This is a genomic window from Ruminococcus sp. Marseille-P328, from assembly GCF_964249465.1.
Taxonomy (GTDB): Bacteria; Bacillota; Clostridia; order Lachnospirales; family Lachnospiraceae; genus Blautia_A; species Blautia_A faecis.
In genome coordinates, this window is sequence record NZ_CAXUBQ010000007.1 from 122,642 (window position 1) to 145,623 (window position 22,982).

Sequence of the window (22,982 nt, forward strand, 5' to 3'; positions counted from 1 at the left end):
GGAGGATAAGACTATGAGTGATTGTATTTTTTGCAAAATTGCAAACGGAGAGATTCCATCAGCAACATTGTATGAAGATGAAGACTTCAGAGTAATTCTGGATCTGGGTCCTGCAAGTAAAGGACATGCCTTGATCTTGCCGAAAGCGCATGCGGCTAATATCTATGAGATATCAGATGATATGGCTGCGAAAGCAATGATTCTGGCAAAGAAAATGGCCACAAAAATGACCGAGGCGTTAAAGTGCGATGGTTTTAACATTGTACAAAATAATGGCGAACCGGCAGGACAGACTGTTTTTCATTTTCATATGCATCTGATTCCGAGATATGAAGGAGATCAGGTGGGAATTACCTGGAAACCTGGAACTTTAACGGATGAGGTGAAAAATGAAATCCTGGAGAAATTGAAAAGCTGCTAGAAAACGGGGTACACAAGATGAATAGCGAAGAATTTAACACATTTTACAGACGGTATTATAAAGTCTCTGTTAAAATCGCAAATGGAATTGTACAAAGCCGTTTTACAGCCGAGGATGTTACACAGGAGGTATTTTCATACTTTTACGAAATAAAAGAGAGACTGGATGCTTCCAGCGAAGAAAAGCTTCACGCATTGGTGGTATGGAAAACAACCAATAAAGGAAGGGACTACCTGAGAAAATCATATGTAAAGCGGGAAGTAATGTTTGACAATGATGTGGCTGAATTGCAGTATCGTACTACAGAAAGCGCAGAAGCGGCATTACTGGGGCTGGAAAAACAGAAATATTTATCAATGGCATTTGAAGGCCTGCGACGGAAAAATTTAATTAACTATATGATTTTTATGCGAGTTGTAATGGAAGGTGTATCTACTGAAGAAGTAGCGCGCGAATTTGGCTATACAAGAAATAATGTAAATAACAGAGTACTTAGAGCCAGAAAATGGCTTTTAGCAGAAATTTTAAGACTGGAAAAAGAGTAAAATTAAAAAGCATACCTCTGTTAAATAACAGAGGTATGCAGTGTAAAATCAGGAATGAATACATTCTTCAATGAGATTCACAATATGCTGAATAGAATTTAAGTTTTTGCCTGCCGACATAGCCGCAATATATTTATCACGTTCCTGATAGAGTTTGCGGATTGCCTCTAAGAGAGACGCTTCTGTAATCTCTTCCTCCTCCAGTACCATACTGTAACCCTGGCACTCGAAGGAGCGGGCATTGAGAATCTGATCACCGCGGCTTGCCTTTGCGGACAATGGAATTAAGAGATTTGGCTTTGAAAGTGCGGCAAGTTCACAGATAGCATTAGCTCCTGCACGGGAGATTACTACATCTGCCAATGCAAACATGTCAGGAAGCTGTTCCTGAACATATTCATATTGGACATAACCTGTCAGCTGGATACTTTCATCCGTTTTTCCCTTGCCACAAATATGAATAACCTGGAATTCTTTCAGCAGTTCAGGAAGAATTTTTCGTACATTTTCGTTTACAGAAGCAGCACCCAGACTGCCGCCAATTACCAAAAGAACTGGTTTATCTGAAGTAAAACCACAATATGCGCGAGCGTGTTCTTTATTACCATGGAGAAGCTCCTGACGAATAGGAGTACCTGTAAGAACTGCCTTATCTTTTGGAAGATTATTTACAGTTTCTGGAAAGTTACAGCAGACTTTTGTGGCGGAAGAAAGGCAAAGCTTATTAGCAAGTCCCGGAGTCATATCAGATTCATGAATGATTGCCGGAATGTGGCGTTTGCCTGCGGCAATTACCACTGGTACTGTTACGAAGCCACCTTTGGAAAATACTACATCAGGCTTTAATTTTTTCATAAGACTTTTAGCCTGAAAATAGCCTTTTATAACGCGAAATGGATCTGAAAAGTTTTTCAAATCAAAATATCGTCTTAATTTACCGGAAGCAATTCCATAGTAAGGAATACCAAGCTCCTCAATAAGCTGTTTTTCAATACCATTGTAGGAGCCGATGTAAGAAATTTTATAACCTTTTTCCTGTAAAGCGGGAATCAGAGCAATATTCGGGGTAACATGTCCGGCAGTACCACCGCCGGTAAGGATAATATGCTTCATAGGATCCTCCTGAATAAGTGTTTAATAGTTACAGTTCACTTTGTGAATAGCGACCTATTTAATAAATATGAACCCCTAAAAGGGAATTGTCAAGAAAAGAAAAAAATCTGGGAGAAAAAAATGAACAAAAAAAAGATAGGAGAGAAAACCGACAGTCTGTTAGAAACTGAAATGATCAAAGAAGCAAAAATGATAGAAGAAAGTCTTCTTGGAAATGCTGCAAATGATTTTGAGATTTCGGATGAGGAACTGGATGAGGCGTATCAGCAGTTTTTAAAGAAAATGAAAGCAGAAGGCAAACTGGATGAAGATAAAATAAATGAGGCCAATTCTGCAAAAGCTATGAATAATGATACAAAGACTGCTGAAATAGTGAAGTTTCCAGGATTCCGGAACGAGGCGTCCAAAGAGGAAAATTTAAAAGATGCTCAATCAACAGAAAGTTCAGCTGAGGAAATTGATTTTATTGCAGGATTTTCTGATAAGCTACGTCAGTTTGAAAAAGAAGAAAATAAACCCTGGTACAAATATGGAAAGGCAGCAGGGATTGCAGTTCTTGCTGCAATCGGTATTCTTGCCGGAAGTATGGCAAGCCAGGCTGATTCAGCGAAATTTGTCAGCTCTGTTCAGCATATTATAAATAGTGAAGATGTTATGCCATAAAAACAGAAAAATATATGTAATATAAGTAAGAGTTCGGGTAAAAGGGGGAATCTGTATGAAGATCACTTTTATTGGAGCAACACATGAAGTTACCGGGAGCTGCTATTACCTGGAAGCAGCAGGAAAAAAGTTTCTTGTAGACTGTGGAATGGAACAGGGACCTGATTATTATGAAAATAAAGATATTCCTGTGCCTCCGGGAGAATTAGATTTTGTGCTTTTAACACATGCACACATGGATCATTCCGGAAATCTTCCTGCTATTTACGCAAAAGGCTTTAAAGGACCTGTATATGCCACAGAGGCAACCTGTAATCTTTGCGATATTATGCTCCGTGACAGTGCCCATATCCAGATGTTTGAGGCAGAATGGCGTAACCGCAAGGCAAAACGTCAGGGGAAGCCTGAATTTGTTCCAGCTTATACCATGGAGGATGCATTAGGGGTTATTCGTAATTTTGTAGGCTGTCCATATGAGACTGGAATAATTCTTGGCGAGGGGCTGAGAGTAAAGTTTATTGATGCAGGTCACCTTCTTGGATCAAGCAGTATTGAGGTGAATATCTGTGAAGCTGGAGTTGAAAAAACAATTGTATTTTCGGGAGATATAGGAAACAAAAATCAGCCGCTTATAAAAGACCCTGCCTATTTTAGAAAAGCAGACTACGTGGTAATGGAATCTACATACGGAGACCGGAGCCACGGAGAGAGACCAGATTATGTGCGCCTTCTGGCAGATGTCATTCAGGAGACCTTTGACCGGGGCGGTAATGTGGTAATTCCCTCTTTTGCAGTGGGAAGAACGCAGGAGATGCTGTATTTTATCAGACAGATAAAAGCAGAAGGCCTTATTCACGGGCATGATAATTTTAAAGTGTTTGTAGATAGCCCTCTTGCAAATGAAGCAACAAATATTTTCGGTATTCATAAATATGATTGTTTTGATGACGAGGCTCTGGAACTTATTCGAAAAGGAATCAATCCTCTTAGCTTTCCTGGTTTGAAGATATCCGTAACAAGTGAAGACTCAAAAGCAATCAATTTCGATGATGACTGTAAGGTGATTATTTCTGCCAGTGGAATGTGTGATGCAGGAAGAATTAAACATCACCTGAAACATAATCTGTGGCGGGAGGACAGCACCATTCTTTTTGTGGGCTATCAGGCTGTTGGAACTCCGGGACGCGCCCTTTTGGAAGGAACTCAGGAAATAAAACTCTTTGGTGAACCGGTGCATGTTGCAGCAAAAATCTGCCGTATGCCGGGAATCAGTGGCCATGCAGATGTAAATGGTCTGGTTGACTGGATAAAAGCATTTGAAGTAAAGCCTCAGAAAGTGTTTGTTACTCATGGCGAGGATACTGTGACAGAACTGTTTGCTGCAAGACTGCGTGATGAGATGAACTATGATGCATATGCGCCATTCAGTGGAACAGAATTTGATCTGGCTGAAGGCGAATTTCTGTACGAGGCAGAGGGCGTTAAGATACAGAAGCCTGCTGCGTTACAAAAAGCATCTAAGGCTGCAAAGGTATACGAAAAGCTGCTTGCGCTTGGATACAGACTGCTTTCCGTCATACGCAAAAACGAGGGCTGTGCAAACAAAGATCTGGAGAAGTTTTCAAGGGATGTCCAATCTTTATGTGATAAATGGGACAGAACTGATGGGTAAGTGTTACAGTCTGAAAAAAAATCCCCGGGACAAAAATCCCGGGGAAGTAATTATGAAATCGCTTCTTTTAAAGCAGTGGCAAGCTGGTCAGGGCATGAAGTAGGTCTGCGTCCACACTGGATTCCCTCCAGGCGTGCAATTACTTCTTTCGCCGGCATACCTTCTACAAGTTTGGCAACTCCCTGTGTATTTCCAGAACATCCACCAATAAATTTCACATTGTGAACTTTCTGTTCATCATCAATATCATATTGAATTGCCATAGAACAAACACCTTTTGTTTTATATTCCATTGTTTTTTCCTCCAATCGTTATGTAAAATCAGGAGCTCAGGAACGCTGGTCAGGTTATGAACAGCAATAGCTTTGCACCTTCTCTCATTATAGCAGAAGATATTATAAGTTTCCATGCCAAATTTAAGTTGGATATAGCAAGAAGTTTTGGTATAATGTCAGATGAAGAAGCAGTTAACTTTCAAAAACAGAGGAGAATGCTAAATGAAAACAATTGGTATTATTGGCGCAATGGAAGTTGAAGTTGCGATTTTAAAAGAAAAAATGGAAGATGTACGAATTATAAAAAAAGCTTCCATGGATTTTTATGAGGGAATACTTGCTGGAAAAAAGGTTGTTGTAGTGCGTTCCGGAATTGGCAAGGTAAATGCTGGTATCTGTGCTCAGATTCTGGCAGATGTATTTTCAGTAGATGCGATCATTAATACAGGAATTGCAGGAAGCTTAAATAAAAATATTAATATTGGTGATATTGTTCTTTCCACAGATGTTGTACAGCATGATATGGATGCTACCGGATTTGGATACCGCAAGGGACAGATTCCGCAAATGCCTGTATTTTTCTTTAATGCAGATGATAATCTCCGCAGACTTGCTGCAGAAGTATGTAAGGAAGTAAATCCGGATATTCAGGTATTTGAAGGAAGAATTGCTTCTGGAGACCAGTTTGTCTGCGATCAGGATGTTAAGAATCGAATTGTATCAGAGTTTTCAGCATATGCGACTGAAATGGAAGGTGCAGCCATTGGACAGGCAGCATACTTAAATGAAATTCCGTTTCTGGTTGTCCGTGCTATTTCTGATAAGGCTGATGGAAGTGCGCAGATGGATTACAGCGAATTTGAGAAAGCAGCTGTTGACCATAGTGTGAGGCTTACTTTAAATATGCTGGCGCGTATTTGAAAAATCATTCCCGCAATCTGCACGCCCCACTTTGCGGTATATTTTTCCCGAATTCAGTTGCCGTAGCCCGCTACGGCGCCATCATCCGGGCAAAATCTTCCACAAATTGTGACGTACATCTTGCAGAAAGCCTTTTTCAAACACGCTTTGGCGCGTATTTGAAAAATGGTGCAATTGACCGAAAAACGGAAGCTTGCATATAATGAGAGTGAAATGGAAAAGGAATCGAAATTGCTGATATGATATATAAAGATTTTTATCCATTTTACACAAGCTATGCAAATCCCTTGCTCTACCGGGGAGAAAAGGAACAAGAAGAGGAATTTTTTCTGATGAAATCCTACTATCCGGACACTGCCAGAAAGATACAGGAAAAAGTGGAAGAAGAATGTGATCTTCAGGATTATGAAGGCAGCCGGCTTTACGATGAATATCCTGACAGGTTTATGTTGTATCACCTTGGAAGGAAGATCGTGGATGAAGTAAGATCAGAGGCTGATATGGAAGCAATGTCTGATGGACTTCTTGGTGATCTGGTAGAAGTGCTTCTTTTTCATGAAATATCACGAAGAAGATGCCGACGAAGAAGATGCAGGGGAGATTTTTACAGATAAGACGCATCAAAATGACAATTAGAGGTTGCTGTGAGCGGAGTGAACAGTAACGATTACAGAATATAAAAGAAAATATTTATAATAAAAATGAAAACAATAGATGAATATTTAGAGGAACAGATAAATGAACAGCTGTGTCAAGCTATCCTAAGCGGCAGCAGAGGGGACGGACCATCCAAAGTAAAAATACGCCCGGTAGAAATCCGGGGGAAGGTGGTTTATCAGGCTTCTGAAACTGTAGGGACGAAGGTGCTCCATAAAAATTATTCCAGAGAGGAACTGATCTCATATTTAAAAGCGGGGCTGCAGCATGATTTTTCTCAGCTTCAGGCAAGTGGGATGGCGCTGGATGGAACTATTCTGGTAAGCAAAAAAGGAAAGATGACCATAAAGACCAGACGTCATCCCGAAAATGGAAAAGGTCTGGCTTTCGGAAAGGACAAGACCTTCAGCAAGGGCACGCAGATATTGGCCCACAATCGTGTAAAGCAGTACATACTTAAGGAAAATATTCCAGTCCCCTTTCTTGTTGATCTTGGTGTTATGAATAAGGAAGGCAGGATTATTACCCAAAAATACGATAAGTTCCGACAGATCAATCGATTTCTGGAATTTATTCAGGACATTCTTCCAAGACTGGATCAACAGCGGGAAGTGACCATTCTTGATTTTGGATGCGGAAAGTCCTATCTTACATTTGCCATGTATTACTATCTGAGAGAACTGAAAGGTTATGATGTAAATATTATTGGTCTGGATCTGAAAACAGATGTAATAGAAAAATGTAATCATCTTGCAGTAAAGTATGGATATGAAAAACTGCATTTTTATCAGGGAGATATTGCTGATTATGAAGGTGTTTCTTCTGTTGATATGGTAGTAACCTTGCATGCCTGTGACACAGCTACAGATTATGCTCTTGCGAAGGCTGTGGAATGGGGAGCGAAAGTTATTTTGTCTGTACCCTGATGTCAGCATGAGGTAAATAGACAGATAAAAAATGAAGTGTTGGAGCCTGTACTGAAATATGGCATTCTTAAGGAGAGAATGGCTGCTTTGATGACAGATGGAATTCGAGCCAATCTGCTGGAAAGTATGGGATACGAAACTCAGATTCTGGAATTTATTGATATGGAGCATACACCCAAGAATTTGCTGATCCGTGCTGTAAAGACAGGCAAACCAAAAGATATGAAGAGTACAGTGCAGCTTATGAAGGAACTGCATATAAATCCTACACTGGAAAGACTTCTGTACCGTGAAGGGGAGGTACAATCAGAGAGTTAAGAGGAGAAAGAATGATTAAATTTTTACGCAGAGCAGTGATTCTCCTGTTTGTTTTTGTTCTCGGCGTGGCAGGAAGTTCGTTCCTGCTGAATAGTGAGACTACGGATGACCGCTCTGATATGAATGATCCGGTTTTTCCGGAGGTAATGGTTGATTTTGATGGAAATTATGCAAACAGGATGTATGGTTATGCACAGCCTATGCAGTCTGATTTTACCAGGGACAGTGTGACGCCTATTGATACATCCAAGGAACTGTCCTTTGTCATAAATGCCTATGATACAAAGGTGAAAAGCCTTTCCTATGAGATACGTACTTCAGATGGCAGTAAGGTACTGGAAAACCGTAAGATTAAAAGTCTGGATAAACAGGACAGCTATCTGACAACAACAATTAAGCTGAGCAGTGATCTTTTGATGAATCAGGAGTATTCTTTGCAATTATCTCTTGAGACAAATAAGGGAACAGCTTATTACTATACAAGAGTAGTTTCCAGATCCAATGTGAATGCTGCTCAGTACGTGAAGTTTGTTGCGAGCTTTTATGAAAAATGTCTGGATAAAGCGTCCGCCGAGGATCTGACTGCTTACCTGGAATCAGACACATCCAGTACGTCTACCAACTATACAGACATTAATATCAATTCTACATTTGCCCAGATCAGCTGGGGCAATCTGAACCCTCAGATTTACAGAAAGGGAATTCCTGTAGTGAAGGATATTAATGAAACCACAGCCAGTCTTTCTGTTGAATATCAGATTGTGGCACTGGATGAAAATGGAAACCAGGAAATCTATGATGTGACAGAATTTTACCGGATGCGTTATACTGAAACCAGAATCATGCTTCTGGATTTTAAACGAAGTGCATCACAGGTATTTGAGGAAAGCTCCATCAGCATTTCCGACAAGGGGCTTTTACTTGGAGTCAGAGACAAAAATGTGGAATATATGATGAATGAAAACGCAGGAGTTCTTGCTTTCGTTCAGGAAGGGGATTTATGGTCTTATTCTCCTGATGATGGAAAATTTTCCAGAATTTTCAGTTTTCGCAAAGAAACGGATGGAGATTTCAGGGATTCCAGATACCAGCATAATATAAAGATCATCCGTGTGGAAGATAACGGAGATGTGGACTTTGTTCTTTATGGATATATGAACAGAGGCGTTCGGGAAGGATACTGTGGTGTTTGTGTATATCATTACAGCAATGATCAGAATGTGGTGGAAGAAAAAGTATTTATTCCGTCTACAGAATCCTACGAATTCCTGAAAGAGGATCTTGGAACATTATCCTATGTCAGTACAGAAAATGCTCTTTATCTTTTATTTGCAAATAAGCTTTATAAGATAAACATTTCAGATGGTACCAGTGAGGTTCTTGAGGAAGGAATTAAAATAGATGACTTTGCTGTTTCGGATACAGGTGCACATGCTGCATGGATCATTCAGGAAGGTGAAAGCGCCGGAAATATAAAAGAAATAGATTTTGAAACATTAGAAACCAGGAGTCTTGCACCATCTTCAGGACAGTCTTTAGTGCTGAATGGATTTATGAATGAAGATCTTGTTTATGGAATCGTAGTTGATGGAGATGTGATCGCAGACGATAATGGTCATGAGACTACGGGGATTCATACGGTCCGTATTGAAGGATTTGATGGAACTTTGAAAAAAGAATATCATCAGGATGGATTGTATGTAACTGATATTACCATGGGAAACACTATGATGGAATTTCAGTTGTCCAAGAAGACAAAAAAAGGATACAAAGCAGTAAGCAAGGATAATATTCTGAATAATTCCAAAGCCTCGACCAATACTGTATCCGTGGAACTTGTGACAAATTCCAGAACCGGAACTCAGATACGACTGGCTCTCACTGAAACGCCTGAAATTCAGGAACCGTTAGTTGTTTATGCAAAAATGAAAAATATAGGTGATGACCGTATTATTCTGGATACGCAGATTCCTGAGGAAGATATTTACTATGTTTATGCAAAAGGAGGATTGGACAGTACATTCACAGATCCTGCACTTGCGCTTCAAAGAGCAGATGATCAGACTGGTGTTGTGCTGAATCGTGCTCAGCAGTATGTATGGGAGCGTGGAAATAAGAAGACAAAGCTGACTCTTAATCTGGAGGATGTGCCGGAAGCAATGAAGAGTGCATCCCTGGATGTTACAGCACTGCAGGAGGCTCTTGGGGATGAGGGTACTATCATTGATTTGTCTGGTTGTACATTAGACAGTGTCTTATATGAGGTCAGCGCCCAGCGTCCGGTAATTGCCAAGACCGGGGATAATACCAGTGTTGTGATCATTGGATATGATGAATATAACACATATCTGTACGATCCGCAGAAAGGGGAAACTTATCCTTACGGTATGAATGACAGTACGGAGCTGTTTGAAAAGGCCGGCAATATTTTTATAAGTTATGTTGAGAAACTGAAGCTTTAAAGTGGCTGTTGGGAAAGCCGGTACAGTCCGATATTGAACATGTATGCAAAAAATGCTGGATGTGAAAGATGCAGCAAAGTGGTGGTTAACAGTCTGTCTGTGGTGGAGGACAGACTGTTAAAAATAAAGCAACAGGAAAGGACAGAAAAATGCTAAGCGAAAGTATTAAAAAACTGGTACAGTATGGAATTGAGACAGGGCTGACTCCTGTCTGTGAGAAAAACTATACAACAAATCTTCTTCTTGATGTTTTTAAAGAAGATGAATACACAGAACCGGCAGAGGAATATTCTGATATTAATCTGGAAGAAGTTCTGAAAGAACTGTTAGACGAAGCTGTAGAACGTGGTCTGATTCAGGACAGTGTGGTTTACAGAGATCTGTTTGATACAAGATTAATGAACTGTCTTATGCCCCGCCCGGCTCAGGTACAGAAGTCTTTCTGGGAAAAATATGAGAAATCTCCGGAAGAAGCAACAGATTATTTCTATAAATTAAGCCAGGACAGTGATTATATTCGTCGTTATCGTGTAAAGAAAGACCAGAAATGGACTGTGGATTCTCCTTATGGAGCAATTGATATTACAATCAACCTTTCTAAGCCAGAGAAAGATCCGAAAGCTATTGCTGCGGCAAAGCTTATCAAATCAAGCAGCTATCCCAAATGTCTGCTTTGTCCGGAAAATGAGGGATATGCAGGCCGCGCAAATCATCCTGCAAGAGAGAATCACAGAATCATTCCGATCACAATCAATGACAGTCCGTGGGGAATGCAGTACTCTCCTTATGTTTATTATAATGAGCATTGTATTGTATTTAATTTCCAGCACACACCTATGAAAATCGAGAGAAACACATTTATCAAGCTGTTTGATTTCGTGAAGCTGTTTCCACATTATTTTCTGGGGTCAAATGCAGACTTACCGATTGTGGGAGGTTCTATTCTCAGTCACGATCATTTCCAGGGCGGCCATTATACGTTTGCTATGGCAAAGGCTGAAATTGAGAAATATGTAACTATTCCGGGCTATGAGGATGTGGAGGCTGGTATTGTAAAATGGCCGCTGTCTGTACTTCGTATCCGTCATAAAGATGAGAAGCGCCTGATTGATCTGGCAACTCATGTGCTGGAGGTTTGGAGAGGCTATACAGATGAGGCTGCATTCATTTTTGCAGAAACGGATGGTGAACCTCATAATACGATCACTCCGATCGCACGTAAAAAAGGTGATATGTATGAGTTGGATCTGACTCTGCGAAACAATATTACCACAGAAGAAAATCCTCTTGGCGTATATCATCCGCATGCACAGTACCATCATATTAAGAAGGAGAATATCGGTCTGATCGAGGTTATGGGCTTGGCAGTTCTCCCTGCGCGACTAAAAGAAGAACTGGAGCTTTTGGAAGAATATATTCTGGATGGCAAGGATGTTGCTTCTAATGAGAAGATTGAAAAACATGCGCAGTGGGTAAAAGAATTCCTTCCGAAGTACGATCATCTTGATAAAGACAATATTGAAGAGGTTCTTCATAAAGAAGTTGGAAATGTGTTTGTTCACGTGCTGGAAGATGCTGGTGTTTACAAATGTACAGGAGAGGGCAGAGCTGCATTTATGCGTTTTATTGAAAATTTGTAACCAAATCATAAAGACAATCTTTTGGGGTTGAAAGAATGTGTCCGTTTGATTATACTGAAGACAGCACAGAAGATGAAATAAGAACTATTTATTTTCTGTGCAGATGATGAAAGCAGGAGAGACATTAAAAAGCAGAGGAGTGCCTATGAAAAATAAAACAAAAAGAAAAAATAGGATTTTCCGGGTTCTGTTGGCCACAATGTTGATTTTGTTCGGAGTTTCATTTAGAAATGATGGAAAAATTGGGATTAGTGGTGTTCAGTCTGTACAGGCGGCCACTAAGAACGTAGTTGTCAGATTCTGGAATCAAAGTGGAAAAACATCTTATTCCAAGCTGCGTATAAAGGTAAGTGCCGGGAAAAAAATTAAGCTTCCGGCAGTTCCTGCAATTACCGGATACAAAAATCTTGGCTGGTCCACTCAGAAAAACGATACCAAAGCGGTATATGCCGCGGGGAAAAAAATACGTCTGAAAAAGAATATAAATCTGTACGCGGTGCGTAAAAAAGTTGGTATATATAAAGTTTATTTCTATGATAATACCGGAAGCACCAGTACAGTATTTAAGAAACTAAACAAAGCTGTTACAAAAAACGGATATCTTACCTTGCCAGAGCTTCCACAAAAAAGCGGCTATAAGGCAGTTGGATGGAGTACTAAAAAGAATGCTTCCCAAGCGGCGTATACAGAGGGACAGAAGATTCGAATCAAAAAAAATATAAAATTATATGCTGTTTACGAGTCTGATACAACATTTACGGTGGCTTTGTGCAAGAATGATGGAACCGTTTACAAGACAGAGAATGTAGCATCTGGAAGTTCTTATACATTGCCGTCTGTAAGAAATGCATCCGGATACACCTTTATGGGATGGGATATCCAGTTTGGAAAAAGCACAGCACCGCGTTATGAAGCTGGTGATACTATTACAGTAAACAGCAACATAAAGCTGTATGCAGTTGTGTTTAACCGTTCCGCTGAGGAAGACCTGACTCTTTCAGAGCTTCTGCAATCCGCAAGCAGCTGGAAGATTGGAAATGGCAGCAGCCGGGGGTACAATCACATTATTTTTGTAGGAGACTCCCGTACCAATCGTATGCAGAGAACGCTGCAAAATTTAAATTCAGGGTATTATGAGTCGAATCTGCTGCGTGATATTGATTTTGTATACGAAGAGGGAAAGGGCCTTGAATGGCTGAAGTCTCAGGGAATGAATACGGTTCTTTCTATTGCAGAAGAGAATTATTCCGTTCTGAAACCGACTGCGGTTATTTTTAATCTGGGAGTAAACGATCCTGGAAATATGTATGATTATATTTCTTATTATCAGGAGATTGCTGAGAGCTTACAGAAAAAGAACTGCAAGCTGTTCTTTATGTCGGTGAATCCGGTAAACAGTAAGACAATCGAATATCTTGGTAAGAATGCAATCCGAAAAGAAGAAGTAATCCGCAAATTCAATTCTGTTGTGGGTAGTGCTCTTGGCAGCACTTTCGAATATATTGATACGTATTCTTATCTGATGGAGAATGGATATGGTACCAATATTAGTGGAACTGGAGTTGACCTGCCAGACGATGATGGACTTCATTACACCACCAAGACTTACAAACGAATTTTTAAGTATTGTCTGGATTATCTTATATTGCATTAAACGTTCAGAGAAATACTGAGAATGAGGCAACTTTGCAATAGAAAAGTACTTACAGAAGAGAAGATCTTTGTCCAAAAGTGTCGAAGCTTAACAGACAGGATCTTCTTTTATTCCCTGGAAAAATATCCTTGCGCGAATAAGAGGAATAGTCTATACTATAGAGAAATGAGTGTTTGGAAAAATGAGGAGAAAGAGGAACTAATTATGAAACTTACAACAGTAAAAGAGATTTACAGAGAACGGGATAAATACCTGGATCAGGAGATCACCGTAGGCGGCTGGGTACGAAGCGTTCGTGATTCCAAGACCTTTGGATTTGTTGTTCTCCATGATGGAACATATTTTGAGACCCTTCAGATCGTTTACCATGATACAATGGACAATTTTGCTGAGATTTCCAAACTGAATGTAGGCGCAGCGATTATTGTAAAGGGAACTCTGGTAGCGACTCCACAGGCGAAACAGCCATTTGAGATCCAGGCTGCAGAAATTTCTGTAGAGGGAACATCCGCACCAGATTATCCACTTCAGAAGAAACGTCACAGCCTTGAGTATTTAAGAACGATCACACATCTTCGTTCCAGAACAAATACCTTCCAGGCTGTTTTCCGTGTACGTTCCCTCTGTGCATATGCAATACACAAATTCTTTCAGGAGAGAGGTTTTGTTTATGTACACACTCCGCTGATCACAGGAAGTGACTGCGAGGGTGCAGGTGAGATGTTCCAGGTTACAACCATGGATCTGAATAATATTCCTACAGATGATAAGGGAAATATTGATTACTCTCAGGATTTCTTTGGGAAAGAGACAAACCTGACTGTAAGCGGTCAGTTGAACTGTGAGACATTTGCACAGGCATTCCGTAATGTATATACATTTGGACCAACTTTCCGTGCCGAGAACTCCAACACCACACGTCATGCAGCTGAGTTCTGGATGATCGAGCCTGAGTGTGCATTTGCTGATCTTGAAGACAACATGAATCTTGCAGAAGCGATGCTGAAATATGTGATCGGATATGTTCTTGAGAATGCTCCGGAGGAAATGAACTTCTTCAATTCTTTTGTGGACAAAGGACTTCTTGACAGATTGAACCATGTGGCAAACTCTGAGTTCGGTCGTGTTACTTATACAGAAGCAATTGAGCTTCTCGAGAAGAATAATGACAAGTTTGATTATAAAGTATCCTGGGGATGTGATCTGCAGACAGAACATGAGCGTTATTTGACAGAACAGATTTTTAAGAAACCTATTTTTGTTACAGACTATCCAAAGGAAATTAAAGCATTCTATATGAAAGCAAACGAGGATGGCAAGACCGTTGCAGCTATGGACTGCCTGGTTCCTGGAATTGGTGAGATTATCGGTGGAAGCCAGAGAGAGGATGACTATGGTAAGTTGAAAGCTCGTATGGAAGAGCTTGGGCTGAAGGAAGAAGACTATGACTTCTATCTTGATTTGCGTAAATATGGTTCTACACGTCATTCAGGATTTGGTCTTGGATTTGAGCGCTGTGTAATGTATCTCACAGGAATGGGCAATATCCGTGACGTAATTCCATTCCCGAGAACAGTTAACAACTGCGATTTATAAAATGAGGTAAAAGAATGAGATTTATTCATCTTGCAGATGTACATCTTGGTGCAGTGCCTGACAGAGGTTGCCCATGGAGTGACAAGCGGGAGAATGAAATCTGGGAAACATTCCGCCGGGTTATTGCGGGTATCCGCGAAAATCCGGTGGATTTGTTATTTATAGCCGGAGATTTGTTCCATCGTCAGCCACTTCCATATGAATTGAAAGAAGTAAACGATTTATTTTCCGGAATACCGGAAACAAGGGTATATTTAATGGCAGGAGAAAGGGATTATCTGAAAGAAAATTCTTTTTACAGAACTTTCACCTGGGCACCGAATGTGACTTTTTTTCCAGAAGAGAAGGTAACCTGTGTGAAAGATACGCAATTCGAGGTATATGTTTATGGAATGAGCTATGAACATTCACAGATCAGACAGCCCTTGTATGATGGCGTACGCCCTGTGAAAAATAATGGAGTGCATATTCTTATAGCTCATGGCGGTGATGAAAGCCATTGCCCATTAAATACAGCTGCGCTTGCAGGAGCAGGTTTTGATTATATTGCATTGGGTCATTTCCATACTCCCCAGAACGTAATAAGAGATGTGGCTGCTTACAGCGGAGCTCTTGAGCCAATTGAAAGCAATGATCTGGGAGCACATGGCTACATTGAGGGAAGGATTGAAAATGGAAAAGTGAAAACCAGATTTGTGCCGTTTTCTATTCGAACCTATAGTCAACTTCTTCTCAATGTAAATGAAGAAAGCACCCAGCTATCTATTGAAGAAGCTTTGAAGGATGAGATATTTAAAAAAGGCGGACTGAATATATATCGTGTAATTCTTCAAGGGAAAAGAAAACCAGAGCTTTTTCTGATTCCGGAAAAACTGAAATCCTTTGGAAATATTACAGAAGTACTGGATGAGACCAGACCTGCTTATGATCTGGAAGAACTGCAAAAAAAATATGCCGGAACTTTGATAGGGGATTATATCTGCTTTTTTATGGAAAAAAACAGAAATACAGTGGAAGATAAGGCCCTGTACTATGGTTTGCAGGCACTGTTGGAGACAAGACATTCCAGCTGACACAAAGCAGATAGTAACAGAAAATATGTATTGCAGTGTAAAATTGAGATGTATGTGCGAGGGAATAAGGTTATATGATTTTTAAACGCATATTAATAAATAATTTTGGTGGGCTTCGGGAAAAAGACATAGAACTGACCTCTGGAGTAAATGTGCTCTATGGACTAAAAGAAACAGAAATGAACATTGTGTTTATCTTTGTGAAGAGCATGTTCTTTGGAGTGCCTGAGGAAATGCAGGAAAAGAATGGAATTTATGAAAAAGCAGGAACTGAAGCTTCCCGGGAAAAATATGGTGGAACTATATGGTTTCAGCACAATGGAAAAGATTACCGCCTGACGCGGGAAACAGGGGCAGGAATCCATAATTGTGAGCTGTTCTGTGAAGATACCAGAGAAATTTTAAATGGGGAAAATGGAGCCCTCGAGAGGATCCTTGGGGGATTTAGTGAGAACCTGTTCGACAATACTGTTATGGTAGAATCACTTAGCGGTAGTTCTTCCAGGGAAATGGCAAAGGAACTACAGAATAAACTGGCTGTTCTCAGCAAAAGCGGAGATGGTCTGGTGGATCTTGGAAGAACGGAGCAGATGCTGAAGATGTGGCGCAAGGGATATCTCACCCAGAAAGAACGTGGCAGGAAAGCAGTTCAGAGAGAACAGGAAAAACTGAGCGAGAAACTGGAAAGTCTGCAGAATGACCTGGATGGACTTCGGGACCAGAAGGGGCAGGTGGTTCAGGCGCAGGCAAAAATCTATTCGGCAGCAGGGAAAGAAGAAGCCACTGTGATTGAAGAACAGCTGCAGACTATAGAGAAAAAGAATCTGGGAATGGTGATAGCAGGTATTCTGGCCGTTATTGTGGGAATTATTGGTATTGTTGGAAGATTTCAGTTAACTGATGAGATGTCTAAAATAGGAATGGATGTATGCATCATTGCTGCTGTTGTGGCAATGGTTTATACACTTACTGCACGAAGAAAGCTGCATATGGAGTTTGTAAAGCTAAAGAAGAAAAAAGTGTATTTGCAGTCACAGCAGGAAAAGCTGAAATCCAGTAAAGAAGATATTGATGGAATTTACGGTGAGAAACTGACTGCTTTTACGAATTTGCAGAGCGAATATCAGGAATTTGAGCTGGAAATGTCACTTCCTACTTCTGAAGATCTGGAAACACAGTCCTTGAACCTGGCTATGGATACCATTAAAGAGCTGTCACGCAGTATTTATCTTGAGAAAGGCAGAAAGATTCGGATACGAGCATCCCAAATTTTCAGGGAACTTACAGATGGAAAATATATAGAGTTCTATGGAGATGAGGGACAGAGTTTGGAACTGTGTCTGGAAGAGGGAACTGTTTTGGCAGAAAATCTGGAAAAGGAAAACCTTGAAATGCTGTATTTTTCTATTCAGATGGCTGCTGCTGAGTTGTTCACGAATGAAACTGTTTTTCCAGTTATTTTGGATGATATTTTCCATGGGAAGAATCAGGATAAGCTTATGGCAGTTTTCAGGTGGCTGAAAAAACAGCCCAGACAGGTGCTGCTTTTTACCAATAATAAGGATATGGCTGACATTTTTTAGAAAACTGTTACAGTGAATGTTAAGTGATCACGAAGCATGTAACTGTGAAAGTACTGAACAGTTACAAATAAATGATAACAAAACAAGAGGCTGACACCTGGAAGGGTCAGCCTCAAATTATTTTATTTATTTCTCATACTGTGCCATATATTTGTTTACACAGCGTTTAATCCTGTCAACTGGATTCAGCAGATGGCTTACAGACATATCATGATTCAGTGTATCAATGATCAGTGCAATGTATTTGCTCATATCACAGGAAATGTAATATGGTTTTGCAAGAAGCTCCTCAGACTGATATACCATATTGGTAGTGAGAAGCTTGTCAAATACACCAGCAGCATGTGCTTCATCGAATTTCTTAAGGTTGTCTGTAAACAGACCGAACGTGGAGCAAAGGTAAATTCTGCCGGCACCCCTGTCCTTAAGAAGAGAAGCAATCTTCAGGATAGTGTCACCAGAAGAGATCATGTCATCAATCAGGATCATATCCTTGCCTGCTACATTTGGACCAAGGAACTCATAGGCTGCAATCGGATGTCTTCCTCCTATATTCTTGGAGTAGTCAAGGCGTTTGTAATACATGCCCATATCAACACCCAGGATGTTTGCAAGATAGATCGCACGGCTCATGCTGCCCTCATCCGGGCTGATGATCATAAAATGCTCATTGTCAATATGAAGTCCCTGCTCATGGTTCAGAAGAGCCTTGATAAATTGATAAGAAGGCTGAACTGTCTCAAATCCATGAAGTGGAGTGGCATTCTGAATCTGGGGGTCATGTGCATCGAAAGTGATAATATTTTCAACTCCCATATTTATCAGTTCATGAAGGGAAGTAGCACAGTCAAGAGACTCTCTTCCAATACGCTTGCTCTGACGACCCTCATAAAGGTATGGCATGATTACATTCACGCGGCGGGCCTTTCCTCCAATAGCTGCAATTACACGCTTCAGATCCTGATAATGATCATCCGGAGACATCAGGTTGGTGTATTTGCCAATTGGATATGAGATGTTGTAGTTACATACATCTACAAGAATATAAACATCATCTCCTCGTACGGACTCGGTGATCACACATTTACCCTCGCCGGAACCGAAACGCGGGTTCTGAACTTTGATTGTATAGGAATCTCTTTTGTATCCTTCAAAGGCGAAAGAATCTGATTCTGAATGCTCACGCTCCTTACGCCACTTAACGAGCCATTCGTCGACTTTCTGTCCAAGGCTCCTGCAGCTTTCCAAAGGAACTAATCCCAGCCTTCCAACGGGAAGTGTAGTCAATTCTTCTTGTGCCATTCTTTACTTTCCTCCTAAAAAAATTTTCTGAATGCGGATATCTTTTCCCACAAGCTTAGTCATCTGATAGTTGCTGGCGATGCGGGAAAAGGTTCTCTCAGAATAAGTTGCTGAGAAATCTTCCAGCTTCAGGTTTGTGGAAATAATCGTAGATTTCTTGCGCATGATCCGCTCATTGATGCACAGGAAAAGCTGTGAAGATACAAAGCTATTGGTAAGCTCTGTACCCAGGTCATCAATGATCAGCAGGTCACAGTCAAAAATCGGTTCATCATCGGGAGCGTCATTGCCTCTGGAAAAAGCAGAGCCTGCAAGAAAATCAAAAAGCTCGAATGAAGAAAAATAAAGCACACAGTGTGCACTGTCCAGAAGATCGTGAGCGATGCAGTGGGAAAGAAAGGTCTTGCCCACACCGGTGTCGCCGTAGAAAAACAGGTTCTGGAAAGAATTGTCAAAGTCAGCGACAAATTCCTTCGCCATCTTATACGCGCGACGTGCAGTCTCACGTTCGGTGAGTCCCGTTGAATCATTTGTTATTGTATCAGAATAAAAGTCAAAAGAAAAGTGGTCAAAGTTCTCTTTTTCAAGAATTTCTTTTAAATTTGACTGTGTATACAGAAGTTCGATCTCTGCCTTCTTGAAACAGGAGCATTTCTGGCTGCCGATATAGCCAGTATCCTGGCAAAGAGGGCAGGTGTAGCTCATCTCCAGATAGTCAGCAGGATAGCCGGAAGAAAGCAGTAATGCAGTGCGTTCCTGGGAAAGCAGGGCAATATCATTGCGAAGATCTTCAATGCCGACTTCCTGGCGGCTGATCAGGGCACGGGCCTTCCTGGCACTTAAAGTAGCTACTTCCTCATCGATTTCACGTAGACGGGGAATTTTCTCATAGGCTTCAGCAAGATGCTCTTCCTGTATGCGGCGGTTCCGGGCCTGGCGACGGTTGTATTCCCGCATTATAGTATCGTATTGGTAATTCTGTAAGGGCATGTAAATTCTCCTTCCAGGTTATAAGACGTTCGTATGTGTTTTAAATAAAAATCTGTTTCCAGGATTTAATTTGGTTTATTAAGCAGTTTCTTCTCATATTCAGCAAAATCGTAGTCACGCTGATGGAAATTGTTAAAGCGGTTTGGGGCTGCGGATTTCGGCTTGTCTGCTTTCGACACTGCTTTTTCCAGCTTGCGCTTCTGGTGCTGGGCATCCTGAAGGCGGACATCCCCTAAAGTGCGGATATTCTTATCCTTCCAACGCTGCAGAATTTTGTCTGCATATGGAAAACTTGGCTGTCCAGTCTGCAGAACTGTCCGTGAGCAGGCTTCCTGAATCAATTCCATGGCAAAACCATAGTCCCTGGTCCAGGTATTGATCAGCGAAATTTCCGCGTCTGAAGGATTGCGGTTGGTAATTCCCATCGCTTTCAGAACTGAAAAATATTCTTTGCTGTAGCGGGAGGTGGAATCCTTTGCCATTTCAACTGTGGTAATGCCTTCCTCCTTCCATGCCATGGCAACTGTCTCGATATAACGGATGCTGCGGTGGTCACGGCCAACACAGTATTCGATCAGATAATCGATCAAATCTACAGACATGTGCAACTCATCGTAGAAAAACAGGATCTTGCGTGTCTCTGTGGGGGTGAGCGTTTTGCCGAGGTATTGCTCGGCAATGTAAAGAAGCTGGATAATATCTTCATTCTGTTTTAGCTCCTTCACCCGATCCGGGGTAAGTGCTTTCGTTTCGGAAAGTGGTTTGGAGGAAGGTGGGACAGGCAGATCTGCGCTGCGGTAGGAAATCTGGTCAGTCTGCAATGGGTTATCAGTAGGAGCATTGGGAATGACGGCTGGGGATTCAGGGGCAGATATGTGATAAGTATCAGGCACATCGCTGAGCGAACCGGCGTTACAGATACCTGCAGGAGCCACCGTAGCCAGCATATTTGCTTCATTCCACGGTGCCTGTAAGGTAATTCCTGTCAATTCAGCTTCTTCGTATAAGAGGGTAACCAGCTTCTCAGACTCCCAGTATTTCAGCGCACGGAGGATATCTCCTTCTGTACAGAACAGGGAGTCTGCCATCTGGGAAAGCCCGAAAGCTTCCTCCGGGCGGCCAAGCATACGGAGCAGATAAATATAGACCTTTACAAATTCTCCATTTGCCTTTGGCATAAAACGGTCGATAAAAATATTGGATAAAATGGTGGCATCATTAAGCCCTGTACTATGTAACCTGATCATAGAAACACTCCTTATCTGGGAATATGAATCATCACTGTTCATTGTGTTTGCATTATAGCACACCCCTTTTTAAATGAGAATAGGAGATTTTTTGCCTGGATTTTTACAAAATGTGTGTGGACTACTATGTGGATAATGTGGATAATGTGGAAACCAAGTTGCACATAATGTTTATGGGAAACCCGAAAAATGCGGAAAATTAAAGAAAAACTGTGATTTTTGTCGAGTTATGTCGTAGTATTATGTTAAGCACTTTATACACATAAGAATCCACATGCAGGCCAGTGCAAAAATGTGCATAAGCCTGTGGATAATGTGGATAATTATTAAATTGCTTGAATTTCCAAGCTTTTTTCAATGTGGATAATTATTTTTGGCAAAAACAGTCTGTGACCGTGGATATGAGAAGGTATGCACGTTTTGCCAGGAAAAACAGATCAGAGACAATAAAAATGGTAAAACAAAAACAGCGGATGCCAGGTCTTAAAAGGACATGACAACCGCTGAAATTGCAATCAATTATTTTCCAAGTAACTGTTCTCCGATTTTAACAACATCTCCGGCACCCATTGTGATCAACAGATCTCCGGCTTCACAATTATTCAGCAGAAAATTCTCAATCTCATCAAAGGTTGGGAAATATTCGCATGGAGTACCAAGCTCCTGGATCCGTGCCTGCAGATCCTTGGAAGAGATTCCAAGATTATCTGTTTCTCTTGCTGCATAAATGTCTGCCAGAACCACATGATCGGCAAGCTTAAGAGCCTGTGCAAATTCCGGAAGAAGAGCCTTGGTACGTGTGTAAGTATGAGGCTGGAATACGCACCACAGCTTCTTGTGTGGATAATTGTGTGCAGCGTTTAAAGTAGCCTGGATTTCTGTTGGATGATGCGCATAATCATCAACAATGGTAACGCCTGCTACTTCGCCTTTATACTGGAAACGGCGATCTGTTCCTGTGAAACTGCCAAGTCCTTTGACAATGACATCATCCGGAATCTGAAGAAGCCGAGCCAGAGCAATTGCTGCCAGGGCATTGGAAACATTGTGGCTGCCAGGAACTTTCAGATAGAAACTGCCGGCCTTTCTGCCCTCCTTCAGAACGGTAAAGGATGCATGTCCATATTTGTCATAAGTGATATCTGTGGCCTGATACTGAGCTTCATGCTCCAGACCATATGTAATAATTTTGCATGAAAGGTCTTTGATAATATCCTGATAATGCGGCGTATCCGCATTGATGATCAGGGCTCCGTCTGCGGGAAGCAGCTGGGCAAATTTGCGGAAGGAATGACGGATGTCGTCAATATCCTTAAAAAAGTCCAGATGGTCAGCATCAATGTTCAGGATCACACTGATCTTCGGGAAAAAGCTTAAAAAGCTGTTGGTATACTCACAGGCTTCTGTGACAAATGTTTCGGACTGACCTACTCGGATATTTCCCCCGATAGAAGGAAGAATGCCGCCAACACTGATGGTCGGATCCGCATCTGCTTCCAGAAGGATCTGGGAGATCATGGAAGTAGTGGTGGTCTTGCCATGGGTTCCGGAAACTGCGATTGGGGTATCGTAGTTGCGCATGATCTGACCAAGAAGCTGGGCTCTGGTCAGCATTGGAATGCCTTTTTCCACTGCACTGGCATATTCCGGGTTATCCGGATGAATGGCTGCAGTGTAAACTACAAGTTCTACATCGTCTGTAATATTGGAAGCGCGCTGTCCGTAAAAGATGCGTGCACCTTTCCTGGTAAGGGAATCCGTAAGCGGGCTTTCTTTGGAATCAGAGCCGGAAACCTTGAAGTCCTCGCCGAGAAGGATCTCAGCAAGTCCGCTCATGCTGATTCCGCCAATACCGATAAAATGGATATGAAGCGGTTTATGGAAGTCTATCTGATACATGTTAATCTCCTTATGCTAATCATTT

At 41.3% G+C, this 22,982-nt stretch carries 20 protein-coding genes and 2 pseudogenes; 15 read left to right on the forward strand and 7 right to left on the reverse strand.

All coding sequences use genetic code 11. The annotated features are described in order from the left end of the window. Window positions 1–13: 13 nt before the first annotated feature. A complete protein-coding gene (locus ACESTK_RS07110; RefSeq protein WP_118578001.1) occupies window positions 14–421 on the forward strand; it encodes an HIT family protein in 408 nt (135 codons plus the stop codon). 17 nt (window positions 422–438) lie between these two features. Further along, on the forward strand, window positions 439–966 hold the full coding sequence (locus ACESTK_RS07115; protein WP_118578000.1) for an RNA polymerase sigma factor: 528 nt from the start codon (window positions 439–441) through the stop codon (window positions 964–966). A 48-nt stretch (window positions 967–1,014) separates the two neighbouring features. On the opposite strand, the gene ACESTK_RS07120 is transcribed toward ACESTK_RS07115, so the two are convergent. Beyond that, window positions 1,015–2,079, reverse strand: a complete 1,065-nt coding sequence (locus ACESTK_RS07120) for an undecaprenyldiphospho-muramoylpentapeptide beta-N-acetylglucosaminyltransferase (protein ID WP_373119295.1) — start codon at window positions 2,077–2,079, stop codon at window positions 1,015–1,017. 120 nt (window positions 2,080–2,199) lie between these two features. Between ACESTK_RS07120 and ACESTK_RS07125 the strand changes: the two genes are divergently transcribed. Together ACESTK_RS07125 and ACESTK_RS07130 are read left to right on the forward strand one after the other, a co-directional pair. Next, window positions 2,200–2,742 (forward strand): hypothetical protein, encoded by a 543-nt coding sequence (locus tag ACESTK_RS07125; RefSeq protein ID WP_187566138.1) that lies wholly within the window; start codon window positions 2,200–2,202, stop codon window positions 2,740–2,742. Between the two features lie 55 nt (window positions 2,743–2,797). Next, complete coding sequence (locus tag ACESTK_RS07130) at window positions 2,798–4,414, forward strand: MBL fold metallo-hydrolase RNA specificity domain-containing protein (protein WP_118577997.1); 1,617 nt, start codon at window positions 2,798–2,800, stop codon at window positions 4,412–4,414. Between the two features lie 50 nt (window positions 4,415–4,464). Here ACESTK_RS07130 and ACESTK_RS07135 read toward each other — a convergent pair whose 3' ends face one another. Beyond that, a complete protein-coding gene (locus ACESTK_RS07135) occupies window positions 4,465–4,707 on the reverse strand; it encodes a TIGR03905 family TSCPD domain-containing protein (protein WP_118577996.1) in 243 nt (80 codons plus the stop codon). 204 nt (window positions 4,708–4,911) lie between these two features. Here ACESTK_RS07135 and ACESTK_RS07140 point away from each other — a divergent pair, with 204 nt between their 5' ends. Further along, on the forward strand, window positions 4,912–5,610 hold the full coding sequence (locus ACESTK_RS07140; RefSeq protein WP_118577995.1) for a 5'-methylthioadenosine/adenosylhomocysteine nucleosidase: 699 nt from the start codon (window positions 4,912–4,914) through the stop codon (window positions 5,608–5,610). Here the strand turns inward: ACESTK_RS07140 and ACESTK_RS07145 are convergent. After that, window positions 5,538–5,729: pseudogene (locus ACESTK_RS07145) on the reverse strand (DUF6783 domain-containing protein). The gene ACESTK_RS07140 and the pseudogene ACESTK_RS07145 sit on opposite strands and share 73 nt — an antisense overlap. On the opposite strand from ACESTK_RS07145, the pseudogene ACESTK_RS07150 reads away from it, so the two are divergent. From ACESTK_RS07150 to ACESTK_RS07195, 10 genes and pseudogenes are all read left to right on the forward strand, one after another. Then, window positions 5,667–5,813: pseudogene (locus tag ACESTK_RS07150) on the forward strand (DUF6783 domain-containing protein); the annotation flags it as partial. The pseudogenes ACESTK_RS07145 and ACESTK_RS07150 sit on opposite strands and share 63 nt — an antisense overlap. Window positions 5,814–5,849: 36 nt before the next feature. Next, window positions 5,850–6,224 (forward strand): hypothetical protein, encoded by a 375-nt coding sequence (locus ACESTK_RS07155; RefSeq protein WP_118577994.1) that lies wholly within the window; start codon window positions 5,850–5,852, stop codon window positions 6,222–6,224. An 87-nt stretch (window positions 6,225–6,311) separates the two neighbouring features. Further along, a complete protein-coding gene (locus tag ACESTK_RS07160; protein ID WP_373119297.1) occupies window positions 6,312–7,193 on the forward strand; it encodes a methyltransferase in 882 nt (293 codons plus the stop codon). Window positions 7,194–7,283: 90 nt separating this feature from the next. Beyond that, window positions 7,284–7,511, forward strand: coding sequence for a hypothetical protein (locus ACESTK_RS07165; protein WP_373119299.1), 228 nt, complete (start codon window positions 7,284–7,286; stop codon window positions 7,509–7,511). Between the two features lie 11 nt (window positions 7,512–7,522). Further along, entirely contained in the window at window positions 7,523–9,973 is a 2,451-nt protein-coding gene (locus ACESTK_RS07170) for a hypothetical protein (protein ID WP_373119300.1), read from the forward strand. Between the two features lie 149 nt (window positions 9,974–10,122). Further along, window positions 10,123–11,613: a UDP-glucose--hexose-1-phosphate uridylyltransferase gene (galT, locus tag ACESTK_RS07175; RefSeq protein ID WP_148462209.1), complete on the forward strand. Its 1,491-nt coding sequence runs from the start codon at window positions 10,123–10,125 to the stop codon at window positions 11,611–11,613. Window positions 11,614–11,758: 145 nt separating this feature from the next. Beyond that, a complete protein-coding gene (locus ACESTK_RS07180) occupies window positions 11,759–13,267 on the forward strand; it encodes an InlB B-repeat-containing protein (RefSeq protein WP_373119302.1) in 1,509 nt (502 codons plus the stop codon). A 204-nt stretch (window positions 13,268–13,471) separates the two neighbouring features. Continuing rightward, on the forward strand, window positions 13,472–14,863 hold the full coding sequence (asnS, locus tag ACESTK_RS07185) for an asparagine--tRNA ligase (protein ID WP_173734969.1): 1,392 nt from the start codon (window positions 13,472–13,474) through the stop codon (window positions 14,861–14,863). Between the two features lie 14 nt (window positions 14,864–14,877). Further along, window positions 14,878–15,936 (forward strand): DNA repair exonuclease, encoded by a 1,059-nt coding sequence (locus ACESTK_RS07190; protein WP_187566143.1) that lies wholly within the window; start codon window positions 14,878–14,880, stop codon window positions 15,934–15,936. A gap of 74 nt (window positions 15,937–16,010) precedes the next feature. Beyond that, the gene (locus ACESTK_RS07195) at window positions 16,011–17,519 is read left to right on the forward strand and encodes a hypothetical protein (protein WP_148462212.1); all 1,509 of its coding nucleotides are present in this window, start codon (window positions 16,011–16,013) and stop codon (window positions 17,517–17,519) included. 126 nt (window positions 17,520–17,645) lie between these two features. Here ACESTK_RS07195 and ACESTK_RS07200 read toward each other — a convergent pair whose 3' ends face one another. The 4 genes from ACESTK_RS07200 to murC form a co-directional block, all read right to left on the reverse strand. Then, window positions 17,646–18,821 carry a ribose-phosphate pyrophosphokinase gene (locus tag ACESTK_RS07200; protein WP_148462213.1) on the reverse strand — a complete coding sequence of 392 codons (1,176 nt, stop codon included), beginning with the start codon at window positions 18,819–18,821 and terminating at the stop codon, window positions 17,646–17,648. A gap of 3 nt (window positions 18,822–18,824) precedes the next feature. Continuing rightward, window positions 18,825–19,811, reverse strand: coding sequence for an ATP-binding protein (locus ACESTK_RS07205; protein WP_173715852.1), 987 nt, complete (start codon window positions 19,809–19,811; stop codon window positions 18,825–18,827). A 65-nt stretch (window positions 19,812–19,876) separates the two neighbouring features. Continuing rightward, window positions 19,877–21,058, reverse strand: a complete 1,182-nt coding sequence (locus tag ACESTK_RS07210) for a DnaD domain protein (protein ID WP_373119305.1) — start codon at window positions 21,056–21,058, stop codon at window positions 19,877–19,879. A 519-nt stretch (window positions 21,059–21,577) separates the two neighbouring features. Next, window positions 21,578–22,957, reverse strand: a complete 1,380-nt coding sequence (gene murC / locus ACESTK_RS07215) for a UDP-N-acetylmuramate--L-alanine ligase (protein ID WP_373119306.1) — start codon at window positions 22,955–22,957, stop codon at window positions 21,578–21,580. Between the last annotated feature and the right edge of the window lie 25 nt (window positions 22,958–22,982).

Excerpts from the sequence above, each read along its gene's own strand:
- galT (WP_148462209.1), top strand. The coding sequence starts at position 10,123 with ATGCTAAGCGAAAGTATTAAAAAACTGGTACAGTATGGAATTGAGACA.
- ACESTK_RS07110 (WP_118578001.1), top strand. The coding sequence starts at position 14 with ATGAGTGATTGTATTTTTTGCAAAATTGCAAACGGAGAGATTCCATCA.
- ACESTK_RS07135 (WP_118577996.1), bottom strand. The coding sequence starts at position 4,707 with ATGGAATATAAAACAAAAGGTGTTTGTTCTATGGCAATTCAATATGAT.
- ACESTK_RS07130 (WP_118577997.1), top strand. The coding sequence starts at position 2,798 with ATGAAGATCACTTTTATTGGAGCAACACATGAAGTTACCGGGAGCTGC.
- ACESTK_RS07155 (WP_118577994.1), top strand. The coding sequence starts at position 5,850 with ATGATATATAAAGATTTTTATCCATTTTACACAAGCTATGCAAATCCC.
- asnS (WP_173734969.1), top strand. The coding sequence starts at position 13,472 with ATGAAACTTACAACAGTAAAAGAGATTTACAGAGAACGGGATAAATAC.
- ACESTK_RS07195 (WP_148462212.1), top strand. The coding sequence starts at position 16,011 with ATGATTTTTAAACGCATATTAATAAATAATTTTGGTGGGCTTCGGGAA.
- ACESTK_RS07200 (WP_148462213.1), bottom strand. The coding sequence starts at position 18,821 with ATGGCACAAGAAGAATTGACTACACTTCCCGTTGGAAGGCTGGGATTA.
- ACESTK_RS07170 (WP_373119300.1), top strand. The coding sequence starts at position 7,523 with ATGATTAAATTTTTACGCAGAGCAGTGATTCTCCTGTTTGTTTTTGTT.
- ACESTK_RS07120 (WP_373119295.1), bottom strand. The coding sequence starts at position 2,079 with ATGAAGCATATTATCCTTACCGGCGGTGGTACTGCCGGACATGTTACC.
- ACESTK_RS07210 (WP_373119305.1), bottom strand. The coding sequence starts at position 21,058 with ATGATCAGGTTACATAGTACAGGGCTTAATGATGCCACCATTTTATCC.
- ACESTK_RS07180 (WP_373119302.1), top strand. The coding sequence starts at position 11,759 with ATGAAAAATAAAACAAAAAGAAAAAATAGGATTTTCCGGGTTCTGTTG.
- ACESTK_RS07115 (WP_118578000.1), top strand. The coding sequence starts at position 439 with ATGAATAGCGAAGAATTTAACACATTTTACAGACGGTATTATAAAGTC.
- ACESTK_RS07160 (WP_373119297.1), top strand. The coding sequence starts at position 6,312 with ATGAAAACAATAGATGAATATTTAGAGGAACAGATAAATGAACAGCTG.
- ACESTK_RS07140 (WP_118577995.1), top strand. The coding sequence starts at position 4,912 with ATGAAAACAATTGGTATTATTGGCGCAATGGAAGTTGAAGTTGCGATT.
- murC (WP_373119306.1), bottom strand. The coding sequence starts at position 22,957 with ATGTATCAGATAGACTTCCATAAACCGCTTCATATCCATTTTATCGGT.
- ACESTK_RS07190 (WP_187566143.1), top strand. The coding sequence starts at position 14,878 with ATGAGATTTATTCATCTTGCAGATGTACATCTTGGTGCAGTGCCTGAC.
- ACESTK_RS07205 (WP_173715852.1), bottom strand. The coding sequence starts at position 19,811 with ATGCCCTTACAGAATTACCAATACGATACTATAATGCGGGAATACAAC.
- ACESTK_RS07125 (WP_187566138.1), top strand. The coding sequence starts at position 2,200 with ATGAACAAAAAAAAGATAGGAGAGAAAACCGACAGTCTGTTAGAAACT.
- ACESTK_RS07165 (WP_373119299.1), top strand. The coding sequence starts at position 7,284 with ATGACAGATGGAATTCGAGCCAATCTGCTGGAAAGTATGGGATACGAA.